The 22,876-nt window shown below is 61.6% G+C and carries 15 protein-coding genes and 1 pseudogene; 15 read left to right on the top strand and 1 reads right to left on the bottom strand.

Annotation, left to right across the window (positions count from 1 at the left end):
* From EP30_RS01320 to EP30_RS01250, 15 genes and pseudogenes are all read left to right on the top strand, one after another.
* Positions 1 to 678 (top strand): amino acid ABC transporter permease, encoded by a 678-nt coding sequence (locus EP30_RS01320; protein WP_094665129.1) that lies wholly within the window; start codon positions 1 to 3, stop codon positions 676 to 678.
* A gap of 4 nt (positions 679 to 682) precedes the next feature.
* Positions 683 to 1,894 (top strand): amino acid ABC transporter permease, encoded by a 1,212-nt coding sequence (locus tag EP30_RS01315; protein WP_094665131.1) that lies wholly within the window; start codon positions 683 to 685, stop codon positions 1,892 to 1,894.
* Positions 1,895 to 2,364: 470 nt separating this feature from the next.
* Positions 2,365 to 4,041 carry a potassium-transporting ATPase subunit KdpA gene (gene kdpA / locus EP30_RS01310; protein ID WP_094665133.1) on the top strand — a complete coding sequence of 559 codons (1,677 nt, stop codon included), beginning with the start codon at positions 2,365 to 2,367 and terminating at the stop codon, positions 4,039 to 4,041.
* A gap of 75 nt (positions 4,042 to 4,116) precedes the next feature.
* Complete coding sequence (gene kdpB / locus EP30_RS01305; protein ID WP_375137727.1) at positions 4,117 to 6,213, top strand: potassium-transporting ATPase subunit KdpB; 2,097 nt, start codon at positions 4,117 to 4,119, stop codon at positions 6,211 to 6,213.
* Between the two features lie 24 nt (positions 6,214 to 6,237).
* Complete coding sequence (gene kdpC / locus EP30_RS01300) at positions 6,238 to 6,864, top strand: K(+)-transporting ATPase subunit C (protein ID WP_094665137.1); 627 nt, start codon at positions 6,238 to 6,240, stop codon at positions 6,862 to 6,864.
* 152 nt (positions 6,865 to 7,016) lie between these two features.
* Positions 7,017 to 9,860: an ATP-binding protein gene (locus tag EP30_RS01295; protein ID WP_140555472.1), complete on the top strand. Its 2,844-nt coding sequence runs from the start codon at positions 7,017 to 7,019 to the stop codon at positions 9,858 to 9,860.
* The gene (locus tag EP30_RS01290; protein WP_094665141.1) at positions 9,838 to 10,545 is read left to right on the top strand and encodes a response regulator transcription factor; all 708 of its coding nucleotides are present in this window, start codon (positions 9,838 to 9,840) and stop codon (positions 10,543 to 10,545) included. Before EP30_RS01295 ends, EP30_RS01290 begins: the two co-directional genes overlap by 23 nt.
* A 47-nt stretch (positions 10,546 to 10,592) precedes the next feature.
* Positions 10,593 to 11,321 (top strand): ubiquinone/menaquinone biosynthesis methyltransferase, encoded by a 729-nt coding sequence (locus tag EP30_RS01285; protein WP_094665143.1) that lies wholly within the window; start codon positions 10,593 to 10,595, stop codon positions 11,319 to 11,321.
* Positions 11,322 to 11,477: 156 nt separating this feature from the next.
* Positions 11,478 to 12,896 (top strand): bifunctional UDP-sugar hydrolase/5'-nucleotidase, encoded by a 1,419-nt coding sequence (locus EP30_RS01280; RefSeq protein ID WP_181160733.1) that lies wholly within the window; start codon positions 11,478 to 11,480, stop codon positions 12,894 to 12,896.
* An 80-nt stretch (positions 12,897 to 12,976) separates the two neighbouring features.
* A pseudogene (locus EP30_RS01275) lies at positions 12,977 to 13,958 on the top strand (PPK2 family polyphosphate kinase).
* 61 nt (positions 13,959 to 14,019) lie between these two features.
* Complete coding sequence (locus EP30_RS01270) at positions 14,020 to 16,542, top strand: RNA helicase (protein WP_094665149.1); 2,523 nt, start codon at positions 14,020 to 14,022, stop codon at positions 16,540 to 16,542.
* A 67-nt stretch (positions 16,543 to 16,609) separates the two neighbouring features.
* A complete protein-coding gene (locus EP30_RS01265; protein ID WP_094665151.1) occupies positions 16,610 to 18,028 on the top strand; it encodes a replication-associated recombination protein A in 1,419 nt (472 codons plus the stop codon).
* A 270-nt stretch (positions 18,029 to 18,298) separates the two neighbouring features.
* Positions 18,299 to 19,612: an MFS transporter gene (locus tag EP30_RS01260; RefSeq protein ID WP_094665153.1), complete on the top strand. Its 1,314-nt coding sequence runs from the start codon at positions 18,299 to 18,301 to the stop codon at positions 19,610 to 19,612.
* Between the two features lie 170 nt (positions 19,613 to 19,782).
* A complete protein-coding gene (locus tag EP30_RS01255) occupies positions 19,783 to 20,976 on the top strand; it encodes a pyridoxal phosphate-dependent aminotransferase (RefSeq protein ID WP_094665155.1) in 1,194 nt (397 codons plus the stop codon).
* Between the two features lie 113 nt (positions 20,977 to 21,089).
* Complete coding sequence (locus tag EP30_RS01250) at positions 21,090 to 22,073, top strand: D-2-hydroxyacid dehydrogenase (protein WP_094665157.1); 984 nt, start codon at positions 21,090 to 21,092, stop codon at positions 22,071 to 22,073.
* Positions 22,074 to 22,195: 122 nt separating this feature from the next.
* On the opposite strand, the gene EP30_RS01245 is transcribed toward EP30_RS01250, so the two are convergent.
* On the bottom strand, positions 22,196 to 22,876 hold the full coding sequence (locus EP30_RS01245) for a methionine ABC transporter permease (protein WP_094665159.1): 681 nt from the start codon (positions 22,874 to 22,876) through the stop codon (positions 22,196 to 22,198).

Genomic DNA, 22,876 nt, shown 5'->3' with positions numbered 1-22,876 from the left:
ATGGAAAGTCTCATCAGCCTGTTCAGTGAATACGACATTCCCGCCGCATTCCTCGTCAACATCGAACTGACTCTCTGGTCCACGCTCTTCTCACTGATTCTCGGCGTGATCCTGGTCATGATGCGCATCTCGCCGATCGGCTCGATGCGCACCGTCGCAGGCGGCTATGTGGAGTTCTTCAAGAACATGCCGTTGACGATCATCATGGTGTTCATGGTGCTCGGCGCATATGCCCAGCTCAAGCTCACGTTCTCCGACACGTTCGCGACGAACTTCTTCTGGCTCGCCGTCACCGGTCTGAGCCTGTACACGGCGGCGTTCGTCTGCGAATCGCTCCGCTCGGGCATCAACACCGTGCCGATCGGACAGGCCGAGGCGGCTCGCGCGCTGGGACTGAGCTTCATGCAGTCCGCCACGCAGATCATCCTGCCCCAGGCATTCCGAGGATCGGTGGCACCGCTCGGCAACACGTTCATCGCGCTGCTGAAGAACTCCACCGTGGCGGCCGCGGCCTCCGTGGCCACGGAGACGTCATCGCTGATGAGCGAGATGATCGAATACCATCCCGACGTGATCGTCTCGATCTTCCTGATCTTCGCGTTCGGCTACGTGATCCTGATCATCCCCATCGGCATGCTCACCACGTTCCTGTCCAACAAGCTCGCAGTGAGAAGGTGACCAGATGAACAACACCTCATCATCCGTCCTGTTCGACCAGCCCGGTCCCAAGGGACGTCGTCGCATCACGATCATCAACTGGGTGGCCGGCGTCTGCTTCGCCATCATCCTCCTGCTCATCCTCATGCGTCTGCACAATCCTCCGAACGGCGAGAACCAGCTGAGCTGGGAACTGTGGAAGCCGGCATTGGAGAAGGAGGCGTGGACCGACTTCTACCTGCCCGGTCTGTGGATGACCATCAAGGCGTCCGTCCTCGCCGTGATTGGTTCCGTGGTCTTCGGCCTGCTGTTCGGCATCGGCCGACTGCTGCCGAACGTGATCATACGAATGGTCTCCTCCGTGATCGTGGAATTCTGCCGCGCCGTGCCTGTGCTGCTGCTCATGATCTTCTTCTGGCGCTGGTTCGCGTTCACCGGCATGGCATCGCCCTCCTACTGGGCGGTCGTGCTCGCTCTGGTGCTCTACAATGGCTCCGTGGTGGCCGAGCTCGTCCGATCCGGTGTGGGCAATCTGCCCGGCGGTCAGCGTGAAGCCGCGCTCGCACTGGGCCTGACCCGCACCGAGTCCCTCATGCAGATCGAGGTTCCCCAAGCGGTCACGGCCATGCTGCCCGCCGCGGTCACCCAGCTCGTTGTCGTACTCAAGGACACGGCTCTGGGCTCCATCATCATGTACACGGATCTTCTGCAGGAATCCCGCCGCCTCGGATCCATGTACTTCAACATTCTGCAGACCTTGGTCGTGGCCGGCATCGTGTACTTCTTCGCCTGCTGGCTGCTGTCCCGTCTGGCCGAGTGGCTTCCCGAGCACATGCAGAAACGCACCGCCGCTCCGGTGGATACCGAGCCGGTCGCCCCGATCGCCGTCATGGACCCCTCCAACGTCAATCAGATCGCCGTGGCCAAGGAGATGAAGGAGCTGCCGCTCGGCGGCACGCCGCGCAAATACCATGCGCATCATCGCGGCACGAACGCGTCGATCCATAATTGGCGTCGTACTCGCTACGAGCAGGGGTATGACCAGACGCATCCGGAGACTCAGGACAGACAGTCTTCCGAGGACAAGTCAGTCAGTGCGCCAAAGAAGACCGAGGATCGTCACGAATCCAGAAAGAGCTTCTCAGGAGACCATCATCGATTCGGCGCAGCCACGTTCAAGCATGGTGCCGACATCGGCAAGGGACACACCGACATCGGCGGAAAGCCAGAGATCTGATCCGCCTGATCCGATTCCACGTATACAGGGACCGCACCCGTTTTCCGGGGCGGTCCTTTTTCGTTAATTCGGTGTTAGTGGCATGCCGCGTTTCACCGCCAAAGCCATATGTAAACCGTTAGGATTCCGATCCGTTCGTCGCGCCATCTCTAGCATTGAATCCGTAATGGCCGGTCGGCGCGATGAAGCACGGAAGTATGTGAGTGCCTGCGTCGACCGGTTTTCGTTTGACCAAAGGAGAGGACATGCCTTGGTGGGTTGATGTCGCCTACGTCGTTGGCACGGTCGTCATATTCATTGTGTTCGATCTGTGTGGAAAGTGGGTGGACAAGCTATGATGGCCGTTTTTACCACATTGGGTGTGATTCTGGGAATCGTCGGAGTCGTTTACATGATGTACTCCCTGTGCCGTCCCGAGAAGTTCTGATATCGGCTCGGATTCATACAAGGTCAAGGATCAAGGTTTCGATATGGTTTATCTGTTCGCTGTTCTGGCATTCGCGTTGATTGCCATCATCCTGGCGGTGATATACAAACCGCTGGGCGACTACATGTACGAGGTCTTCAACTCCGACAAGGATCTGTTCTTCGAGCGCTGGATCTACAAGATCATCGGCGTCGCCTCCAACAAGGAACAGAACTGGAAGGCCTACCTGCGCGGCGTGCTTGGATTCTCGCTGATGAGCGTGCTGTTCCTCTACCTGCTGCAGCGTGTGCAGCAGTGGCTGCCGTTCTCGCTGGGCTTCCCGAACGTCGAGGGGCCGCTGGCGTTCAACACTGCAGCATCGTTCGTGACGAACACGAACTGGCAGTCGTATTCGCCTGATGTCACGCTGGGCTACACCGTGCAGTTCGCCGGTCTCGCCGTGCAGAACTTCGTGTCCGCGGCCGTGGGCATTTCCGTGGCCATTGCGCTGGTGCGCGGCTTCGCTCGTCGCAAGTCCGACACGATCGGCAACTTCTGGGTGGATCTCACCCGTTGCACCATGCGTATTCTCATGCCGATCGCTATTGTCATGGGCATCATCCTCATGGCGCTTGGCGTGGCTCAGAACTTCGCCGGCTTCGTCGATGTCCAGACCATCGCCGGCGGTAGCCAGTCGATCATGCAGGGTCCCGTGGCCTCCCAGGAGGTCATCAAGGAGCTCGGTACCAACGGTGGTGGTTTCTTCAACGCCAACTCCTCTCACCCTTACGAGAACCCGAATATGTGGACGAACCTCATCGAGATCCTGCTCATGCTGTGCATCCCGGTGGCACTGACCCGCACCTTCGGCCGTATGGTTGGCAATATCCGTCAGGGCTATGCGCTGCTCGGTGCCATGGTCACCTTGTTCGGCATCAGCTTCCTCGCCGTGGTGACCGCTGAATCGTTCTCCAACGATCCGATCACCAGCCTGACGGGCGGCTCGATGGAAGGCAAGGAGGATCGCTTCGGCATCGTCTGGTCCGGCCTGTTCGGCACGACGTCCACGTCCACGTCCACTGGTGCCGTCGACTCCATGCATGACTCGTACACGGCTCTTGGCGGCATGATGTACATGTTCAACATGATGCTCGGCGAGGTGAGCCCGGGCGGTGTGGGTGCCGGTCTGTACGGCATTCTCGTCATGGCCGTCGTGGCTGTGTTCATCGCCGGCCTGATGGTGGGACGTACCCCGGAGTACTTGGGCAAGAAGATCGGCCCCCGTGAGATGAAGATGGCATCGCTGTACTTCTTGGTCATGCCTATCACGGTCGTCGTCGGTGTGGCGCTGAGCTTCGCTCTGCCGTTCGCCCGCCAGTCCGTGTTCGACACCTCGTTGGCCAATGACGGCAACCATGGCTTCTCCGAGGTCGTGTATGCGTTCACTTCAGCGGCCAACAACAATGGTTCCGCATTTGCCGGCCTGACGGCCGATACTCCATGGTTGGATACCGCTCTTGGCATGGCCGTGCTGCTGGGCCGGTTCCTGCCCATCATGCTGGTCATCGCTCTGGCAGGCTCCCTCGCCAAGCAGGATGTGGTTCCGGAGACCTCCGGAACGATGAAGACCGACAATAGTCTGTTCGTCTTCCTGCTGGTGTTCGTTATCTTCATTATCTCCGCGCTGACGTTCTTCCCGACGCTTGCTCTGGGACCGTTGGCTGAAGGATTGGTGGCGTAAGCAATGTCTACCGCAACTGCGAATGGCGTCGCGAACGATATCGCGTCCGACGTCAGGAATTCCAACAACAAGTCCATGGGTGCCATGCTCATCAAGAGCCTGCCCGACGCGTTGCGCAAGTTCGATCCGCGCAACATGTGGCACAACCCTGTCATGTTCATCGTGTGGGTTGGCGCTGCGTTCCTTACCCTGCTTGGCATTGGGCAGCTTTTCGCCCCGGCCGAGCTTTCCCAGGGACAGCCGGTGTATTTCACGTGGATCATCGCCATCGTGCTGTGGTTCACCGTACTGTTCGCGAATCTCGCCGAGGCAGTGGCCGAGGGGCGTGGCAAGGCTCAGGCCGATGCGCTTCGCAAGACCCGCACCACCACGCCGGCTCACCGTGTGGTGTGCTATGACGAGGAGAACGATCCCGATGTCCGTGGTCCGGAAAAGGGAGAGGGTCCGTCGTCCATCGTCGAGGTTCCCAGCTCCGATCTGAAGCTTGGCGATGTGGTTGTTGTCGAAGCCGGCGATCTGATCCCCGGCGACGGTGACATCATCTCCGGTATCGCATCCGTGGACGAGTCCGCCATCACCGGTGAGTCCGCTCCTGTGATTCGTGAATCCGGCGGCGACCGTTCCGCCGTCACCGGTGGTACTCGCGTGCTGTCCGACCGTATCGTCGTGCGCATCACGCAGAAGCCGGGCGAGAGCTTCGTGGACAAGATGATCGCCCTCGTTGAGGGTGCCAACCGTCAGAAGACCCCGAACGAGATCGCCCTGGACGTGCTCTTGAGCTCGCTGACCATCATCTTCCTGATCGTGGTGCTCTGCATCAATCCGCAGGCTTCCGCGGTGGGCGCCTCCGTGAGCCTGACCGTGCTGATCGCCCTGCTGGTGTGCCTGATCCCGACCACGATCGGTGCCCTGCTGTCCGCTATCGGCATCGCCGGCATGGATCGTCTTGTCCAGCGCAACGTGCTGGCCACGTCCGGTCGAGCCATTGAAGCGGCCGGTGACGTCACCACCCTGCTGCTCGACAAGACCGGTACCATCACGTACGGCAACCGTCAGGCTTCCAACTTCCACGCCCTGCCCGGTGTGGACCATGATGAGATCGTGCGTGCGGCCGCGTTGAGCTCGCTTGCCGACTCCACTCCGGAAGGCCAGTCCATTGTGGATCTGGCCCGCAAGGAGGGCATGGAACTGAAGGATATTCCGGGTGCCATTGCTGTGCCGTTCACCGCTGAAACCCGTATGTCCGGTCTGGATCTGCCCACCGGCGAGCGCATCCGCAAGGGTGCCACCTCCGCGATCGAGCATTGGGTTGCCGAGGAGGGTTCCGGCGTTGGCCAGGAGATCCTCGACGCTATGCACGACCGTGTGGAGAGCGTCTCCAACGCCGGCGGCACGCCGCTGGTGGTCGCCGAGCAGGATGCTTCGGGCGTCGTCAAGATCCTGGGTGTCGTCCAGCTGAAGGACGTCGTGAAGGAGGGTCTGCGCGAGCGGTTCGCCGACATGCGTGCCATGGGTATCCGTACGGTGATGGTCACCGGCGACAACCCGCTGACCGCTGCGGCCATCGCCAAGGAAGCAGGTGTCGACGATTTCATCGCCGACGCCAAGCCTGAGGACAAGCTCGCCTACATCAAGAAGGAACAGGCCAAGGGCCAGCTCGTTGCCATGACCGGTGACGGTACCAACGACGCACCGGCGCTTGCCCAATCCGATGTCGGCGTGGCCATGAACTCCGGTACCTCCGCTGCCAAGGAGGCCGGCAACATGGTCGACCTCGACTCCGATCCGACCAAGCTCATCGACATCGTGCAGATCGGCAAGCAGCTGCTCATCACCCGCGGCGCGCTGACCACGTTCTCGATCGCCAACGATATCGCGAAGTACTTCGCCATCATTCCGGCCATGTTCATGGAGCAGTTCCCCGGACTCGGTGTACTGAACCTCATGGGTCTGCACAGCTCGCTGTCCGCGGTCCTGTCCGCGATCATCTTCAACGCGATCATCATCGTGCTGCTGATCCCGCTGGCACTGAAGGGTGTCAAGTACCGTGCGGAATCGTCGGAGAAGATCCTTGGCCGTAACCTGTCGATCTACGGTCTGGGCGGCATCGTCGCACCGTTCGTCGGCATCTGGATCATCGATCTGTTCGTCCGTCTGATTCCCGGGTTCTGACCCGAGGCTTGAAAGAAGGCATCTATGAAGAACGCAATGGCGCTCAACATGCGCAGCTATTGGGCCGGTCTTAGGGCGGTCCTGGTGTTCACGGTCATCGTGATCGTCTACACGTTCGCCATGTTCGGCATCGGCCAGCTCGGCATGCCGGATAAGGCCAACGGTTCGCTGATCACCGACGAATCGGGTCAGGTGGTTGGCTCCTCTCTGATCGGACAGTCGTTCACCGATTCCAAGGGCGAGGCGTTGCCGCAGTACTTCCAGTCCCGTCCGTCGGCGGCTGGAGCCAGCGACGACAACCCGTCCGGGTACGATGCGTCCGCATCGTCCGGAACGAACCTCGGTCATCAGGATGAGGGTCTTATCAAGGATGTCACGACGCGTCGCGCCGAGATTGCCAAGCGTGAGGGCGTGAACGTCAAGGATGTTCCTGCCGACGCCGTGACCGCATCCTCCTCCGGACTCGATCCGCACATCAGCCCCGAATACGCGGCCATTCAGGTTCGCCGCGTGGCCAAGGAGCGTGGCATCAGCGAGGAGAAGGTAGAGCAGCTGGTCAAGGACAACACCACCGGACGTGGACTCGGTTTCATCGGCGAGCCCGTTGTCAACGTGGTGACCCTGAACAAGGCGCTTGACGACCTGTCCTGATCCATGTCATCCGTTCCGTCAGGGGCGGTGAGCCCGTTCCCGCGATTCATGTCGCGGGAACGGGCCTTCGTTCGTTCGGAACATGCATCCTCTACAGTGGGGGTGGGTCTGAAATCCCGAAATCATGCATCGCAGAAAGGATCGCATCGTCAATGGCAAGGGCGCGAGGATCATTCCGGGTTTTGCTTGGTGCAGCCCCCGGCGTAGGCAAGACCGTGGCCATGCTCAAGGAGGGGCATCGGCTCAAGGATGATGGCAAGGATGTAGTCATCGCCCTGCTGGAGACCCACGGTCGTAAGGTCACCGAGCAGTCGGCGGATGGACTGGAGATCGTTCCCCGACGTCGTCAACGGTATCGTGGGATGACGCTTGATGACATGGATCTGTTCGGCGTCATCGAACGGCATCCGCAGGTGGCATTGGTCGACGAGCTCGCCCACACGAACATCCCCGGTTCCGTGCACGAAAAACGATGGCAGGATGTCGAAGATCTTCTTGACGCTGGTATCGACGTGATCACAACCATCAACGTGCAGCATATCGAGTCCTTGAACGATGTGGTGCGTGAGATCACCGGCAGCACGCAGAAGGAGACCGTTCCAGACAAGGTGCTGCGGTCCGCCACACAGGTCGAGCTGGTCGATCTTCCCCCGGAGACGCTTCGTGAGCGTCTGGCCGCGGGTTTCGTGTACAAGCCCGATCGGGTGGATGCCGCATTGAGCAACTACTTCCGTGTAGGGAACCTTACCGCGTTGCGAGAGCTTGCCTTGCTCTGGCTTGCCGGACGTGTGGACGAGGCGTTGAAGGAGTATCGCAGCGAGCATCACATCAAGGCCAAATGGGAGACCCGAGAGCGCGTGGTTGTGGCGTTGTCCGGTGGACCGGAGGGTGACCAGCTGCTTCGTCGTGGCGCTCGTGTGGCGCGTGCTTCGGGTGGCGGCGACCTGATCGCCGTGCATGTCACTTCGGAGGACGGCTTGGCCGGCTCGGATCCTAGTCTGCTGACCAGGCAGCGTAATCTTGTGGAGAAGCTTGGCGGCACCTATCATCAGATCGTCGGTGAAGATATCCCCGACGCCTTGCTGGATTTTGCGCGGGCGAACAATGCGACGCAGGTCATCGTCGGAGTGTCGAGACGCAGCCTGCTGTCGCGATGGCTTGGACGACCGTCCGCGACGAGCGGGATCGTCGCCAAATCCGGCGACATCGATGTGCATATTGTCACCCATACGTTCGCCAACCGCGGTCTGCGGCTGCTTCCCCGATACCGGCAGTCCCTCGGATTGGGCAGAAGGATCGTGGGGCTGGTATTCGCATTGTTGTCGGTCCTCGGCGTCAGCTGGTTGTTGGCGATGTTCTCTTCAGTACAGTCGGCCCAGCGTGACGCGTTGATCCTGCAGCTGCTGGTCGTGGTGTCCGCTGTGATCGGCGGACTGATTCCCGCGACCGTGGCCGCCGTGCTCAGCGGTCTGGCGCTTGATTTTCTGTATACCGCGCCGGTGGGTACGCTCCATGTGCTGCGCATATCGGATGTTGTGACGATCATCCTGTATGTGGTTGTGGGTCTGATCGTCGCGATCGTGGTCGACAACGCCAGCTCCCGTGCCCGTCAGGCGCAACGTGCCAGGGCGGAGTCGGAGATGCTGGCAAGCGTGGCCAGCGCCGTGCTCCGCAGTGACGACCCGTTGCGCGCGATCGCGCACCGTACCCGTGAGGCATTCGGCTTCGATTGTGTCCGCATTCTTGACAAGGGCCGGCTTCTCGTCTCCGATGGAGAGCCCTTGACCTCATTGGGCATAGCAGCCGGCGAAGGGATCGAGCATGACACGATCTCGCTGAACGATGGTGGGCCATCTCTTGAACTGTACGGGCATACGGTCGAGGCGGGCGATCAGCGCATGCTCATGGCGATCCTTTCCCAGGTGCAGACCGTGATCGAACACAATGATCTGGAACGCAAGGCGAGCGAGGTTGAGCCTCTTGCCGCTGCGGAGAAGATTCGCACCGCGCTGCTCAACGCCGTCAGCCATGATCTCCGCCGTCCCCTCGCATCCGCCACCACGGCGGTGTCCGGTCTGCAGCGCATGGGCGACAAGGTGAGCGCACAGGATCGTGTCGAGCTGCTCAAGGTCGCATCCAACGGCCTCAAGCAACTCACCAATCTGGTCACCGATCTGCTGGATGTGTCCCGACTGCGTGAGGGCGCACTGCCGTTGTCACTGGTCGCCACCGACGTGGTGGAGGCCATCATGCCGCTGTTCGATGAACTGGGCATTGGCCCCTGGAAGGTCGATCTCGACATCGCCCCCAACCTGCCCTCCGTGGTGGCGGACCCGTCACTGCTGCGTCGGGCGCTGTCCAACGTACTGGTCAACGCGTTGCGATTCACTCCTTCGGACAAGCGGGTGCGCATCGCCGCATCCACCTTCAACGGCGTCGTCGAAATCCGCATCGTCGATCAGGGCCCCGGCGTGCCCGATGATCGCAAGGAGGATATCTTCGTGCCGTTCCACCGGCTGGGCGACACCGACAACACCACCGGTCTGGGACTCGGCATGGCCCTGTCGAAGGGATTCGTCGAATCGATGGGCGGCACGATCGAACCTGAGGATACGCCGGGCGGAGGCCTGACCATGGTCATTTCGCTACGCGTCGCGGACCCGGCCTTGTACCCGGGGCAGCCCATCCCTCATGCGGAGCGTCCCGACCCCTCGCAGATGCTGGGGGAGAACACCCTCAATCTGTCCGGTGCGATCTCCGACGTCATACTGCCCCTGTCGGGCGAAGGCCCCTCCGAGGAGCGGGGGCTTGACCGGTTCATCAACTACGGCATCACGCGATCCTCAGACGGGACGGGGGACGAGTCCGCCGATGACCATGCCCCAGATGAGGCGCCAACACCTACGCCGACGGCGACAGCAACGCTCACCACGGAACCAGCCGTGAAGAATGAGAACGAGAAGGACGGACATAATGAAGATATTGATCGCGGATGATGATCCGCAGTTCCTCAAGGCGTTGAAGATCACGCTGCACTCACAGGGATACGAGATCGTCACCGCACGCGACGGCGTGGAATGCATCACCGTGGCGGTCCGGGAGCATCCCGACCTGTTCATGATCGATCTTGGCATGCCGAAGATGGATGGCATGGGTGTGATCCAGGGCGTACGAGGATGGACCGAAGCGCCCATCCTCGTCGTTTCCGGACGCACCAACGAACGGGAGAAGGTCGCCGTACTCGATGCCGGTGCCGACGACTACGTGACCAAACCGGTGCCGATCGACGAACTGCTTGCCCGAATCCGCGCCCTGCTACGCCGTACCCGCAAAGAGGATTCCGACGCGCCATCCTCCACGTTGACCTTCGGTGATGTGACGGTGGACCTGGCCGCCCACGCGGTATTCCGAGGACGCAAGGGACGTCAGGTCCGCGTACGACTCACCCCCACTGAATGGAAGGTCCTCGAGGCACTCGCCCGCAACGCCGGACGACTTGTGACCAGACAGGACCTGCTCACCGAAATATGGGGCGCCCAGCATGTGCGTGACACCGGATACCTCCGGCTTTACATCTCCCAGTTGCGCAAGAAGATCGAAAGCGACCCCTCGCACCCGCGCTACCTGAAGACCGAACCCGGCATGGGATACCGGCTCGACCTCGACGAACCCGAGCACTGACGGGCCACCGTGCACGGCATGATGGAAAGCACGGTATCGTGTGCGGTATGCATACCCAGAAAGCCGCGCTCAAGGACCCGGCACAACAGTCGACCATGTTTGCCCGGATAGCACGCCACTACGATCTGATCAACGATCTGGCTTCGTTGGGGCGAGACCGCGCATGGCGTCGTGTCGTGGCCGACGAACTCGAACGAGGGTGCCACGGGCTTGCCGACAGAATGATCCTTGACGTGGCCTGCGGCACCGGTGCCTCCTCGCGCGCGCTCGCATCCCGTGGCGCCCTGGTCACCGGTTGCGACATCAGCGCCGGCATGCTCGACATCGCACGCCGACGGGAATCCGAACGGGGGAGCGGCGCACGGCCGTCCATCCGGTATGAGCGATGCGACGCCCAGCGGCTGCCGTTCCCCGATCACCGGTTCGACGCGGTCACCACGTCGTATGGCTTGCGCAACATGCCCGACCCTATAGCGGTGCTCGCCGGCATGCGGCGCGTGTGCCGTCCCGGCGGGATCATCGTCGTGCTTGATTTCGACACCCCTGACAATCCGGCATGGCGCATGCTGTATGAACGGTATCGCACGATCATGCTGCCGATGCTGGGAAACCTGTTTGGAGGCAACGGCGACGCCTACCGGTATCTCGACGACTCGATCGACGCGTGGCCGGGACGCGCCGGCGTCGCCGCGATGCTGCGGAAGACGGGATGGCATGACGTGGCCTACCGTACGTTGTCGGGTGCGATCGCGTCGATCTGCCGTGCCCGCGCCTGATCCGACTCATTGTCGACGGGAGTTCATGTCAGCGTAGCCGACACGTTCGTCTATCGATCATTGCCGGCCACCTTGTGTCGATACCGTGAACCTGTGGTTTTCGAGGGAATGCACGGTGACGGTCTGCGCTTCGCCTGGCCTCGCCCGGCAAAGATCATGACACTGCTGATTGCGGCGACGCTTCTCGCCAACCCCGGCAACACGGTCTTCGTATCGACCGGGGATCTGGTGGGCGGATCCCCATACCCTTCAGCGGTCCAGCAGGATCGTCCCACGCTGGACATGGCCGGCATATGGGGGCTGACCGTCAGCGCGATGGGCAATCATGAGCTGGATCGCGGCGTCGATGACTTCAACGATCGGGTCGCAGCCCCGAACAACGGCATAGACTGGCTTGCCGCCAACGTGGAACGGACCGAACAATTCTCCAACCTACGCGATTACACCATGCGAACCGTCAACGGCACGCGCATCGCCTTCGTCGGAGCGGTCACCGATCATCTTTCCTCGGTGCTGTCCGCAAGCATCATGAAGGACGTCCATCTGAAGGATACGGCTGTACGCAGTGTCAATCGGGTGGCCGATATGCTGTCCGACGGTGACGAGTCCAACGGCGAGGCCGACGTGGTGGTGGCGCTCATCCATGATGATGCGGATATCGTGGCCCGCGACGAGACGGGACTGAACGGCAACATCGACCTCGTCTACACAGGGCACACCCATGCGAACAAGACCGGACGGCACACCCGTTTCGGCGCGCCCATCATCGAAGCCGGCAGTTATGGCAATACGCTCGCCGTGCAGGATCTGCTGGTCTCCGGAAGCGGCCGGGATGCGCGGGTGGTCGTGCGCGATTCGTTCGGCGTGCCACTGCAGCGACGCTCCGACGCCGTGTTGCGGTCGGCTGCGGCGACGTCGCTCCAGACGGATACGCGGGTGACCGATCTCGTCCGTGCGGCGAACGCGTCAGCCCACGCCACCGGGGATGTTCCCGTCGCAAACGTGAGTCAGCCGTACGACAAGACCGACGAACAGGGCAGGATCGCATTGCATACGCTCATCGCCGATGCGGCCTTGGATGGGGCGCGACGTACGAGCGACGGCGCCGGTGCCCGTGTCGGATTCTCCAATCCAGGCAGTCTGCGCACCCAGGCCCTTGATCTGGATGGCGACGGCACGGTCACCGTCCGTGAAGCCCGGGACATGATGGCCCTGCAGTTCGACAACGCGGTGGTCACACTCGACGGTGCGCATGTCAAACGTCTGGTGGCCAGACAGTGGCGGCATGACCGTGACGGTGTGTGGCATCGCGACGCGCTGGGCGTCTCATCCAACGTATCCGCCGACATAACGTTCTCCGATCGCGGAGTGGCCGTTAACGCGCTCAGCATTGACGGCGTACCGGTGGATGACGCGCAGCCGATCCTTGTGACGGGTAACAGCTTCCTGCTGACGGGAGGAGACGGGTTCTCGGACTTCCTCACCGGCAACGACTATCGGGACACGGGCGTTCCCTACGCCCAGACCCTCATCGATTTCCTGCGCGCCGGTGGGAGGCCCCAGAGCCGGTCGTAGGACACGACCGATATGTGCATCGGATCGGTGTCGAAGCGACTACAGTGGGCTGAACGAACTCGACGCTGAGGGAGACCGTCATGGCAGACACTCGATACATCAACAACGCGCTCAACAGCGCATCCAACGCAAGCCGAGGACTTGACAAGGCCATCAAACGACGCAAATCACTGCAGGATCGTCTGAAGCTGGCCGGCGAGACATCGGCCCTGCTCAGCTCGGTGTGGAGCAAGCACCCAACCACCCGCCTGCGGTTCGGAACCGGAGTGGACGATCTGTCCGACGTCAAAGGGGGATCCACCCCAGGCTTCCACGCCACCAGCGAGGAGGGGGGAGCGGTTCATCGCGTTGAGCTCCACCGAGATCGCCCGATACCAGAGCCTGCTGTACGCCAACGGCGCATCGGGCGGACATCGGCGGCTGCTCATCGTGCTGCAGGGCATGGACGCCTCAGGCAAGGGCGGCATCGTGCGCCACGTGTTCCGTCAGGTCAATCCCATGGGAATCCACTATCACGGGTTCGGCAAACCGACCGCGGAGGAGTCCGCCCACGACTTTCTATGGCGTGTGCGACGCGAGCTGCCGGCCGGTGGCTGGATCTCCATATTCGACCGGTCTCATTACGAGGACGTGGTGATGCCCCACGTGTATCACACCATGGACGAGACCGAATGGCGATCCCGGTATGAGACGATCCGACGATTCGAGAAGGAACTGGTCGCCGACGGCTGCGCGATCATCAAGATCTTCCTCGTCGTCTCCCGCGACGAACAGCGCAGACAGTTCCTCGAACGCCTCGACGATCCGACGAAGCATTGGAAGTTCGACGTCTCCGATCTGGACGCGCGCGCACGATGGGACGACTACATGGCCGCATGGCAGGACGTGTTCGAACAGACCGGCACCGACTACGCCCCCTGGTATCTCGTCCCCGCCGACAACCGCTGGTACTCGCGGGCGGTCGTATCGGAGCTGCTGCGAGTCACGCTCAAAAGCATGGAACTGTCCTGGCCGGCAGCCGACTACGATCTCGACGAGGCACGCCGCAGACTGAACGAATAGGTTCATCGGATCCAGCGGCGTTCACGCTAGACTTGATCGAGTGGAACGGACTTTACAGGACATGATTCCGGGGCGTGGCGATGACGACCGCAGCCTCGACGCCGACGACATCTACGACCGATTCTTCTCTTGGGTCGAATCACGGGGCATCACACCATGGCCCCATCAGGAGGAGGCGATCATGTCGCTGCTCGCCGGGGATCACGTGATCCTCTCCACACCCACCGGATCCGGCAAGTCCCTCGTCGCGCTCGGACTGCACTTCGCAGCCCTGTGCACAGGACGCCGCTCCTACTACACCGCGCCGATCAAGGCGCTGGTCTCGGAGAAGTTCTTCGATCTCGTGGCCACGCTCGGCCGAGACAACGTCGGCATGATCACCGGCGACACGCACATCAACAGCGATGCGCCGGTGATCTGCTGCACCGCGGAGATCCTCGCCAACCAGGCGTTGCGCGAAGGCCGCCACGCCGACATCGGCTGCGTGGCCATGGACGAATTCCACTACTACGGCGACCCGGAACGAGGGTGGGCATGGCAGGTCCCCCTGCTCACCCTGCCCCGCACCCAATTCCTTCTCATGAGCGCCACGCTCGGCAACGTCGACGGCATCGCCGACACCCTCGAAACCCACACCAGCGCCGACGTGGCCATCGTCGACGACGCCAAACGCCCCATACCGCTCAGCTATGAATACGTCGACACACCACTCGCCGCAACCGTGGAACTGACCATGCGTCGCGGCGAATCACCCATCTATGTCGTCCACTTCTCCCAGGACGCGGCCCTCGAAACCGCACAGGCCCTCTCCAGTGCGGGAGTCACCACCAAGGAGCAGCGGGCCAGCATCGCGGAAGCCATCAAAGGTACCAAATTCACCACCGCATTCGGCAAGATCCTGCAACGACTGCTCCGCACGGGCATCGGCGTCCACCATGCCGGCATGCTCCCCCGATACCGGCGACTCGTCGAACAACTCGCCCAGCAGGGACTCCTCCCCATCATCTGCGGCACCGACACACTCGGCGTGGGCATCAACGTTCCCATCCACACGGTGATCCTCACCCAGCTGACCAAATTCGACGGCTCACACATGCGCCGCCTCCGCGCCCGCGAATTCCACCAGATCGCCGGACGCGCCGGACGATCCGGCTTCGACACCGAAGGCCTCGTCATAGCCGAAGCCCCCGAATACGAAATCGAAAACGCGCGAGCGCTCGCCAAAGCCGGCAACGACCCCAAGAAACTCAAGAAGATCAAACGCAAGAAGGCCCCCGAGGGATTCGTCACCTGGAACAACGCCACCTTCGACAAACTCATCGACCAGCCGCCGGAAACCCTCACGCCCCACCTGCGCATCACCCACTCCATGGTCCTCGCCGAAGTCGAACAAGGCGGAGACGCGCGCAAGCGAGTCAACGACCTCATCGACGACTCGGCACAGACACCACAGCAGAAGGACAAGCTCCACGCCCGCGCCGACGAGATCTTCCAGACACTCATCGACACCCAGGTCATTGAAAGCGAAACCAACACCGACGGCACCGTCGACTACTACACCACCGTCGACCTGCCCGAAGACTTCGCCCTCGACCAGCCGCTCTCACCCTTCCTGCTCGCAGCGCTCGAACTCCTCGACCCGGAAAGCGACACCTACGCCCTCGACGTCATCTCCATGGTCGAAGCAACGCTCGAGGACCCGCGCCAGGTGCTCCGGGCCCAGGAACGTCAGGCCCGAGACAAGGCGCTCGCCGACATGAAGGCCGACGGCCTCGAATACGACGAACGCATGGACAGGCTTCAGGAGATCACCTATCCGAAACCGTTGGAGGACATGCTCGACGCGGCCTTCACCCAGTACCGCAAGGACGTGCCTTGGGCCAACGACTACTGGCTCAGCCCCAAATCCGTGCTGCGCGACATGATCGAAACCGCCTCCGATTTCACCGGCTACATCGCCCGATACGGCATCGCCCGTTCCGAAGGCACACTCCTGCGGTACCTGTCCGACGCCTACCGTGCGCTCGAACGAACCGTACCTCCGGAAAAATGCGACGAGCAACTTGATGACATCATCGCCTGGCTGCGCGTCATCGTACGCGGCATCGACTCCAGCCTCGTCGACGAATGGGAGAACTCCGGCAGAACCGACGAAGACGCCGCCACCGCCGCGCCGCCCACACGCGACAGCGTCGTCCAGGATCGACGAGGACTCACGGTTCTCGTCCGCAACGCACTCTTCCACCGCGTCGAACTCATCGACCGCGAAGACAGCCGCACCCTCGCATCCCTTGATGATCAATGGGGTATGGGACTACGAGACTGGGAAGACACCCTCGACGACCTCTACGACGACCACGAATACATCAACGTCGACGCACAGGCCCGATCCGCAGACTACTTCATCCTCGACACCAAACACGAAAACGACGAGCACACCTGGCACGTCCGCCAGATCCTCGACGACTCCGACGGCGATCACGACTGGGCCATCGACGGCATCGTCGATCTCGACGCCACCCAGGACAGCGCCGAAGTCGTCTTCGCCGACTACGCGGTCGGCCCCATCGAAGAACTCCGATAATCCAACAGTCCCACCACGGCCCACGGTATAGAACACGCGTTCGAAGCCGTGGGCTACACTGGGACCCATGCCGGAAGATCTCTTTGGCGCCGCCGACGCCACACAGGAACCTACACGCCCGCTCGCCGTACGCATGCGCCCCACCAACCTCGACGACGTGGTCGGACAGCAGCGCATTCTTGGCAAAGGCTCACCGCTGCGCCGCCTCGCATCACCCTCCAGCCGCCGATCCCTCACCGCCCCCAGCGCCATCATCCTCTTCGGACCCCCCGGCGTCGGCAAAACCACCCTCGCCTACATCGTCGCCCGCCAATCCGACCGCGCCTTCGAAGAACTCTCCGCCGTAACCTCCGGCGTCAAAGACATCCGCGCCGTCCTCACCCGCGCCCACGAACGACTCGTCACCAGCGGCCAGGAAACCGTACTCTTCATCGACGAAGTCCACCGATTCTCCAAAACCCAGCAGGACGCACTCCTGCCCAGCGTCGAAAACCGAGACATCACCTTCATCGCCGCCACCACGGAAAACCCCAGCTTCTCCATCATCTCCCCACTCCTGTCCCGATCCGTCGTCGTCAAACTCAACCCACTCGACAGTCACGACCTCACCACGCTCATCCAACGCGCGCTCACCAGCCCGCACGGACTCAACAACCAGGTCACCGCCACCCCACAAGCCATAGACGACATCATCCGCATGGCCGGCGGAGACGCCCGCAAAACCCTCACCATCCTCGAAGCCGCAGCCGGAGCCATCCCGCAACGCAGCACAAGCGACACCGACGACACCATCCCCACCATCACCCCAGACATCGTCGCCAGCGTCATGGACCGCGCCACCATCCGATACGACAAAAACGGCGACGACCACTACGACGTCGCCAGCGCCTTCATCAAATCCATGCGCGGATCCGACGTTGACGCCGCACTCCACTACCTTGCCCGCATGCTCCGTGCCGGAGAGGACCCACGTTTCATCGCCCGACGCATCATCATCGCCTCAGCGGAAGAAGTCGGCATGGCCGCGCCCCAAATACTCCAAACCACCGTCGCCGCAGCACAGGCCGTGGCCCTCGTCGGCATGCCCGAAGCCCGCATCATCCTTTCCGAAGCCGTCATAGCCGTCGCCACAGCCCCCAAATCCAACGCCAGCTACAACGCCATCAACGCCGCGCTCGCCGACGTGGACGCCGGCCTGTCCGGCCCGGTTCCGCTGCATCTGCGCAACGCCCCGACCAAGCTCATGAAGCAATGGGGCAACCACGAGGGCTACCAGTACGCGCATGACGCGCCCGGGGCCATTGCCGCCCAGCAGTACATGCCGGACGAGCTCGTGGGCAGGGAATACTACCATCCGAACGACAGGGGATATGAGCGGGAGATCGGACCCCGACTGCAGCGCATCCGCGAAATCCTCCGCGATGGGACGGAACAGAACGAGCGACAGTCGCGACAGCATCCGCAGGATGATCGCCATTCCGACTGAGCTGACTGGAACCGGCCGTGCCTCTCCGGTCGGCTGAAACCGTGACGGCCATAATGTGCGACGTATCACAGTACGAGAAAAACTGTCCAATATCCGGAATAAAACACAGGGGACACGCCAATCCGACAACAATGTGAAGCGATTCCCTAAGAGGGGGAAATGATCAACCTTCGCGCCGTTGCCAAGCGTTGACTTGGCACGGCCCGAACATGGCCAGCCGGTCACGATTGACGCGCGGCGCGTATTGAGACATATGAGAGGAACAGCGATATGTCCACCACAACAGCATCGCTAAGCGGCGCAAAGACGGTCAAGAAAGACTCCGTCGCCGAGATCATCGCCGCATCCATGGTCGGCACAGCCATCGAATTCTACGACAACTACTGCTATTCCATCGCAGCCGCCAGCTACTTCGGCACCATCTTCTTCACCACGGTCGCCAAATCCAACCCCGCGCTGGCAACCCTGATGTCCTTCGTCACCTTTGCCGTCTCTTTCCTTGCCCGCCCCTTCGGCTCCATGCTCTTCGGACACTTCGGCGACAGAATGGGCCGCAAGAAAACACTCGTGATCGCCCTGCTGACCATGGGCATCTCCACCTTCGTCGTCGGCCTGCTGCCCGGCTATGAGCAGATCGGCGCATGGGCCGTCGTCATCCTGTGCCTCTGCCGCGCATGCCAGGGCGTCGGCCTCGCCGGAGAATGGTCCGGTGCCGCCCTCGTGGCCACCGAAAACGCCCCCGCCGACAAGCGCGCCCTCTACGGCTCCTTCCCGAACCTCGGCGCCCCGATCGGCTTCTTCTGCGCATACGGCATCAACCTGCTGCTCACCACCCACCTGAGCAAGGCCCAGATGATCGCATTCGGCTGGCGCATCCCCTTCCTGCTCTCCGCCATCCTCGTCATCGTCGGACTCTACGTGCGCGCCCGCATGAGCGAAACCCCCGTGTTCCGCAAGGCAGCCGAGGAAAAGCGTATCGTCCGCCACCCGCTACGCTCGCTCGTGCCGTACTGGAAGCAGGTCGTGCTCGGCACTCTCGCCATGGGTATCACCTACACGCTGTTCTACACACTGGGCACTTGGTCGCTGAGCTACGGCGTCGCCAACCTTGGATTCAAGCAGCCTGAGTATCTTGCCATGCAGATGGTCTCCGTGTTCTTCTTCGCCGCATTCATCGTTGTCGGATGCCTGTGGGCCGACAAGGCCGGACGCAAGAAGGTGCTGATCGCCACCACGGCGGTCACCGTGGTCTTCAGCTTCTTCGCTCCCGCGTTGCTGCAGCACAATGTCGCATCCATCATGCTGTTCCTGTGCCTCGGCTTCGTGCTCATGGGCGGACTGTTCGGTCCCTCTGGCGCCTATCTGCCCGAGCTGTTCCCGACGAACGTCCGCTACTCCGGTGCCGGCCTGTCCTACAACCTCGCCGCGATCTTCGGTGGAGCCTTCGCTCCGTCGCTGGCCACGTGGCTGGTTGAAAAGTACGGCATCATGTCCGTGGGCTGGTACCTTGCCGTCATGGCGGTGATCGCCCTGATCGCGCTGTTCCTCATCAAGGAAAGCAAGGATATGGATTACACCCGTTGATCCATCCGTGCATTGGAACGCCAATCGTTGTTGACGATCGGCGTTCCAATGCGATGATATGAGAATCCGGTAAGGGCCGGCGACCGCACATGGGTCGCCGGCCCTTACCATCTGTATATATTAGGGGCACAACGTTGTGCGGACGCATGACGCGGAAAGGAGATGCAACCATGGCCATGGGGTCGCCGAGGATGTCGAAACGAGCGAGGGAATCGGAGCCGTTCCGGGCCATGGCCTTCGGAGCGCGTGCCGATGAGCTGATCGCGCAGGGGCATGACGTCATCAAGCTCGGGCTGGGGGAGCCGGACTTCGGCGCACCTGCCGTGGTCCGTCGCGCCATGATCGAGCAGATGGATGGCCGGCCGTTGCCGTATACCGCCTCGCTTGGCATCACCCCGCTGCGGGAGGCGATCAGTGAGTTCTATCGACAGCGGCACGGACTTGACGTCGATCCGAAGCGCATCGCCATAACCTGCGGAGGATCCGAAGCGCTGATGCTGGCCATAGCCGCCACCATCGATCCCGGTGACGAGGTGCTTGCCGCCGACCCTTCCTATCCTTGCAATCGCGAACTGGTGAACATGTTCGGCGGGACTGTGATCAATGTGCCGACCGACGCCGCCAGCCGATACCATCTCAGTCCGGATTCCGTGTCGTCCGCGTGGACCGAACGAACCAAGGCGGTGATGATCACGTCCCCGTCGAACCCGACCGGTACCTGTATCCCATTCACAATGCTTCGGAATATCTGTAGCTATGCGCGAGACCATGGGGCGTGGCGTATCATCGACGAGACCTATCTCGATCTCGCCGATGTCGAATCCGACGGATCGCAGGTGCGTTCGGCCTTGGAATGCGATCCCGATGCCATCACCGTCAACAGTTTTTCGAAATACTTCGGCATGACCGGCTGGCGACTGGGGTGGATGGTGCTGCCTGAGTGCCTGCTCGGAGCGGTGGATAATCTGGCCATGAATACATTGCTCTGTGCGCCGACCCCGGTACAGTGGGCCGCTTTGGCCTGCTTTACACCCGAGGCGTATGCGGAGTGCGATCATCGTCGTGACGAATTCCGCAAACGCCGATCGCTGGTCATCGAGGGGCTGAAGCGGATCGGATTGCCGGTGGAGGTCGAGCCCAACGGTGCCTTCTACGCGTACTTCAGTGTTGCGTCCACGGGTCTGGATGCATGGACGTTCTGTAGCCGACTGCTGGAGGAGCGGTATGTGGCCCTTACCCCAGGACGCGACTTCGCCGTGAAGACCGCGGATACGCATGTCAGGCTGTCCTATGCGGCATCCCGCGATGCGTTGCGTGAAGGTTTGGCACGTGTGGGGGATTTTGTTGATTCGTTGCGTCGCTGAAGTATCCGTCGTATCATGACTACTGGTTGGTGTATCGATACACTAACGGTGTATTACCGTGAGGTCATATCGAAACATTCGAATCGATGATTCATGACACAAGGAAGGGCAATATGACCACTGTGAACAAGGACAACGAAGTCATCGTCAACTGCCTCCCATTGGACGACGGCGAGCGCCGCGAATTCATGATGGCGGCAAACGGTGTTGAGCAGGTGTTCGTCGGCGATCCGACGGAGCGGAATACCATGACGTGGTCGGTGCATGTTCCCGAGGACGTTGCCCGGCGTGCCACCGCCGTCATCGGCAATGTTCCGCCATCGCAGATCACCCGGTATCCGCATCTGCGCTGGCTGCAGACCTGGAGCGCCGGTGTGGACGCCTACCTCGCCCCCGGAGTGCTTGACCCGTCGGTAATGGTGACCAATGCCAGCGGCGCTTACGGACAGAGCGTATCCGAACACCTGTTTGCCATGATGTGGGCCCTGATGAAGAACCTGCCCTCATATCGGGATAATCAATCACGGAACGAATGGCATGATATGGGAGCGGCCTCTTCACCGTTCGGGGCCACGGTTCTGGTCATCGGAACCGGAGACATCGGTTCCCACTTCGCCACGATGTGCCATGGCGTCGGGGCACATACCGTGGGCGTACGTCGCAATCCAAACAAGAACGCCGACGGCATCGAATCCATGCACGGATTCGATGAGCTGGATGAGCTGCTGCCTCACGCCGACGTCGTGGCGCTTATCGTGCCATCGGCGCCGGACACGCATCATCTTCTCGATGCCCGTCGTCTGGCATTGCTGAAGCCGGGAGCAATCGTACTGAACGCCGGTAGGGGAGACGCCATCGATCCGGATGCGCTACTCGCCAATCTCGACGGGTTACGCGGAGCGGGTCTGGACGTCACCGAACCTGAACCGTTGCCGACGGACAGCCCGTTGTGGTCCCACCCACGCTGCCTGATCACTCCGCACGTCGCCGGTGGCAATCATCTGCGCGCCACCGTCGACCGGATCATCGCCATCGCCCGTGACAACATCGCCAACTATACGACCGGCGCGCCGTTGCACAATCAGGTGAGGCGCTGAGTCGGCTCCGACAGGTGACAGGCTTGTCTTCCTGATACCACGAGAAAGGCCGCTATGCCGTCATAATTCGACGGCATAGCGGCCTTTCTCTTTTTGCCGGCATATCAGCCGGCATGCATCACTCAGCGACCGTGATGGTCGATCTTGCGTGCGATCACATTGCCCAGGGACTGGAAGATCTGCACAAGGATCACGCACAATACCACGGAGACGATCATCACGTCATCCTGGTAGCGCTGGTAGCCGTATCGGATGGCGATATCGCCCAGGCCGCCGGCTCCAACCGTGCCCGCCATGGCGGAATATCCGAACAGGTTGATGAACGTGATCGTAGCGCCACGTACCAGCGACGGCAGGCTCTCGAACAGCAGCACCTTGGTGACGATCTGCCAGGTGTTGGCGCCAAAGCTCTGCGCGGCTTCGACCAGACTCTCATCCACTTCGGCCAACGACTGCTCGACCATACGGCCGACGAACGGCGCCGCTGAAACGATCAACGGTACGATGGCACCCTCTACGCCCAGTGACGTACCCACGATCAGACGGGTAAGCGGGATCAATGCCACGAGCAGAATGATGAAGGGAATGGACCTGCCGATATTCACGATCCAGCCCAGCACGGAATGAAGCACACGATGCGGCCTGAGCGCGGTGGGTCCGCTGATGGTGAGCAGCACGCCAATCGGCACGCCAATCACATAGGCGATCAGCGTGGAGACGCTGGTCATCACGATGGTGTCCCATGTTCCCTGCACCAGCAGTTCGCCATATTCGGCGATGAACTCCTGCACGATCTGTCCCAT

The organism is Bifidobacterium sp. UTCIF-39 (assembly GCF_006408715.1).
Taxonomy (GTDB): Bacteria; Actinomycetota; Actinomycetes; order Actinomycetales; family Bifidobacteriaceae; genus Galliscardovia; species Galliscardovia tissieri.
Note: the sequence above shows the minus strand (reverse complement) of the source record. Positions and strands in the feature narration are given on the sequence as shown.

Excerpts from the sequence above, each read along its gene's own strand:
- EP30_RS01285 (WP_094665143.1), top strand. The coding sequence starts at position 10,593 with ATGCATACCCAGAAAGCCGCGCTCAAGGACCCGGCACAACAGTCGACC.
- EP30_RS01320 (WP_094665129.1), top strand. The coding sequence starts at position 1 with ATGGAAAGTCTCATCAGCCTGTTCAGTGAATACGACATTCCCGCCGCA.
- EP30_RS01270 (WP_094665149.1), top strand. The coding sequence starts at position 14,020 with ATGATTCCGGGGCGTGGCGATGACGACCGCAGCCTCGACGCCGACGAC.
- EP30_RS01250 (WP_094665157.1), top strand. The coding sequence starts at position 21,090 with ATGACCACTGTGAACAAGGACAACGAAGTCATCGTCAACTGCCTCCCA.
- EP30_RS01280 (WP_181160733.1), top strand. The coding sequence starts at position 11,478 with ATGACACTGCTGATTGCGGCGACGCTTCTCGCCAACCCCGGCAACACG.
- kdpA (WP_094665133.1), top strand. The coding sequence starts at position 2,365 with ATGGTTTATCTGTTCGCTGTTCTGGCATTCGCGTTGATTGCCATCATC.
- EP30_RS01290 (WP_094665141.1), top strand. The coding sequence starts at position 9,838 with ATGAAGATATTGATCGCGGATGATGATCCGCAGTTCCTCAAGGCGTTG.
- EP30_RS01255 (WP_094665155.1), top strand. The coding sequence starts at position 19,783 with ATGGCCATGGGGTCGCCGAGGATGTCGAAACGAGCGAGGGAATCGGAG.
- kdpC (WP_094665137.1), top strand. The coding sequence starts at position 6,238 with ATGAAGAACGCAATGGCGCTCAACATGCGCAGCTATTGGGCCGGTCTT.
- kdpB (WP_375137727.1), top strand. The coding sequence starts at position 4,117 with ATGGGTGCCATGCTCATCAAGAGCCTGCCCGACGCGTTGCGCAAGTTC.
- EP30_RS01265 (WP_094665151.1), top strand. The coding sequence starts at position 16,610 with ATGCCGGAAGATCTCTTTGGCGCCGCCGACGCCACACAGGAACCTACA.
- EP30_RS01260 (WP_094665153.1), top strand. The coding sequence starts at position 18,299 with ATGTCCACCACAACAGCATCGCTAAGCGGCGCAAAGACGGTCAAGAAA.
- EP30_RS01245 (WP_094665159.1), bottom strand. The coding sequence starts at position 22,876 with ATGGGACAGATCGTGCAGGAGTTCATCGCCGAATATGGCGAACTGCTG.
- EP30_RS01315 (WP_094665131.1), top strand. The coding sequence starts at position 683 with ATGAACAACACCTCATCATCCGTCCTGTTCGACCAGCCCGGTCCCAAG.
- EP30_RS01295 (WP_140555472.1), top strand. The coding sequence starts at position 7,017 with ATGGCAAGGGCGCGAGGATCATTCCGGGTTTTGCTTGGTGCAGCCCCC.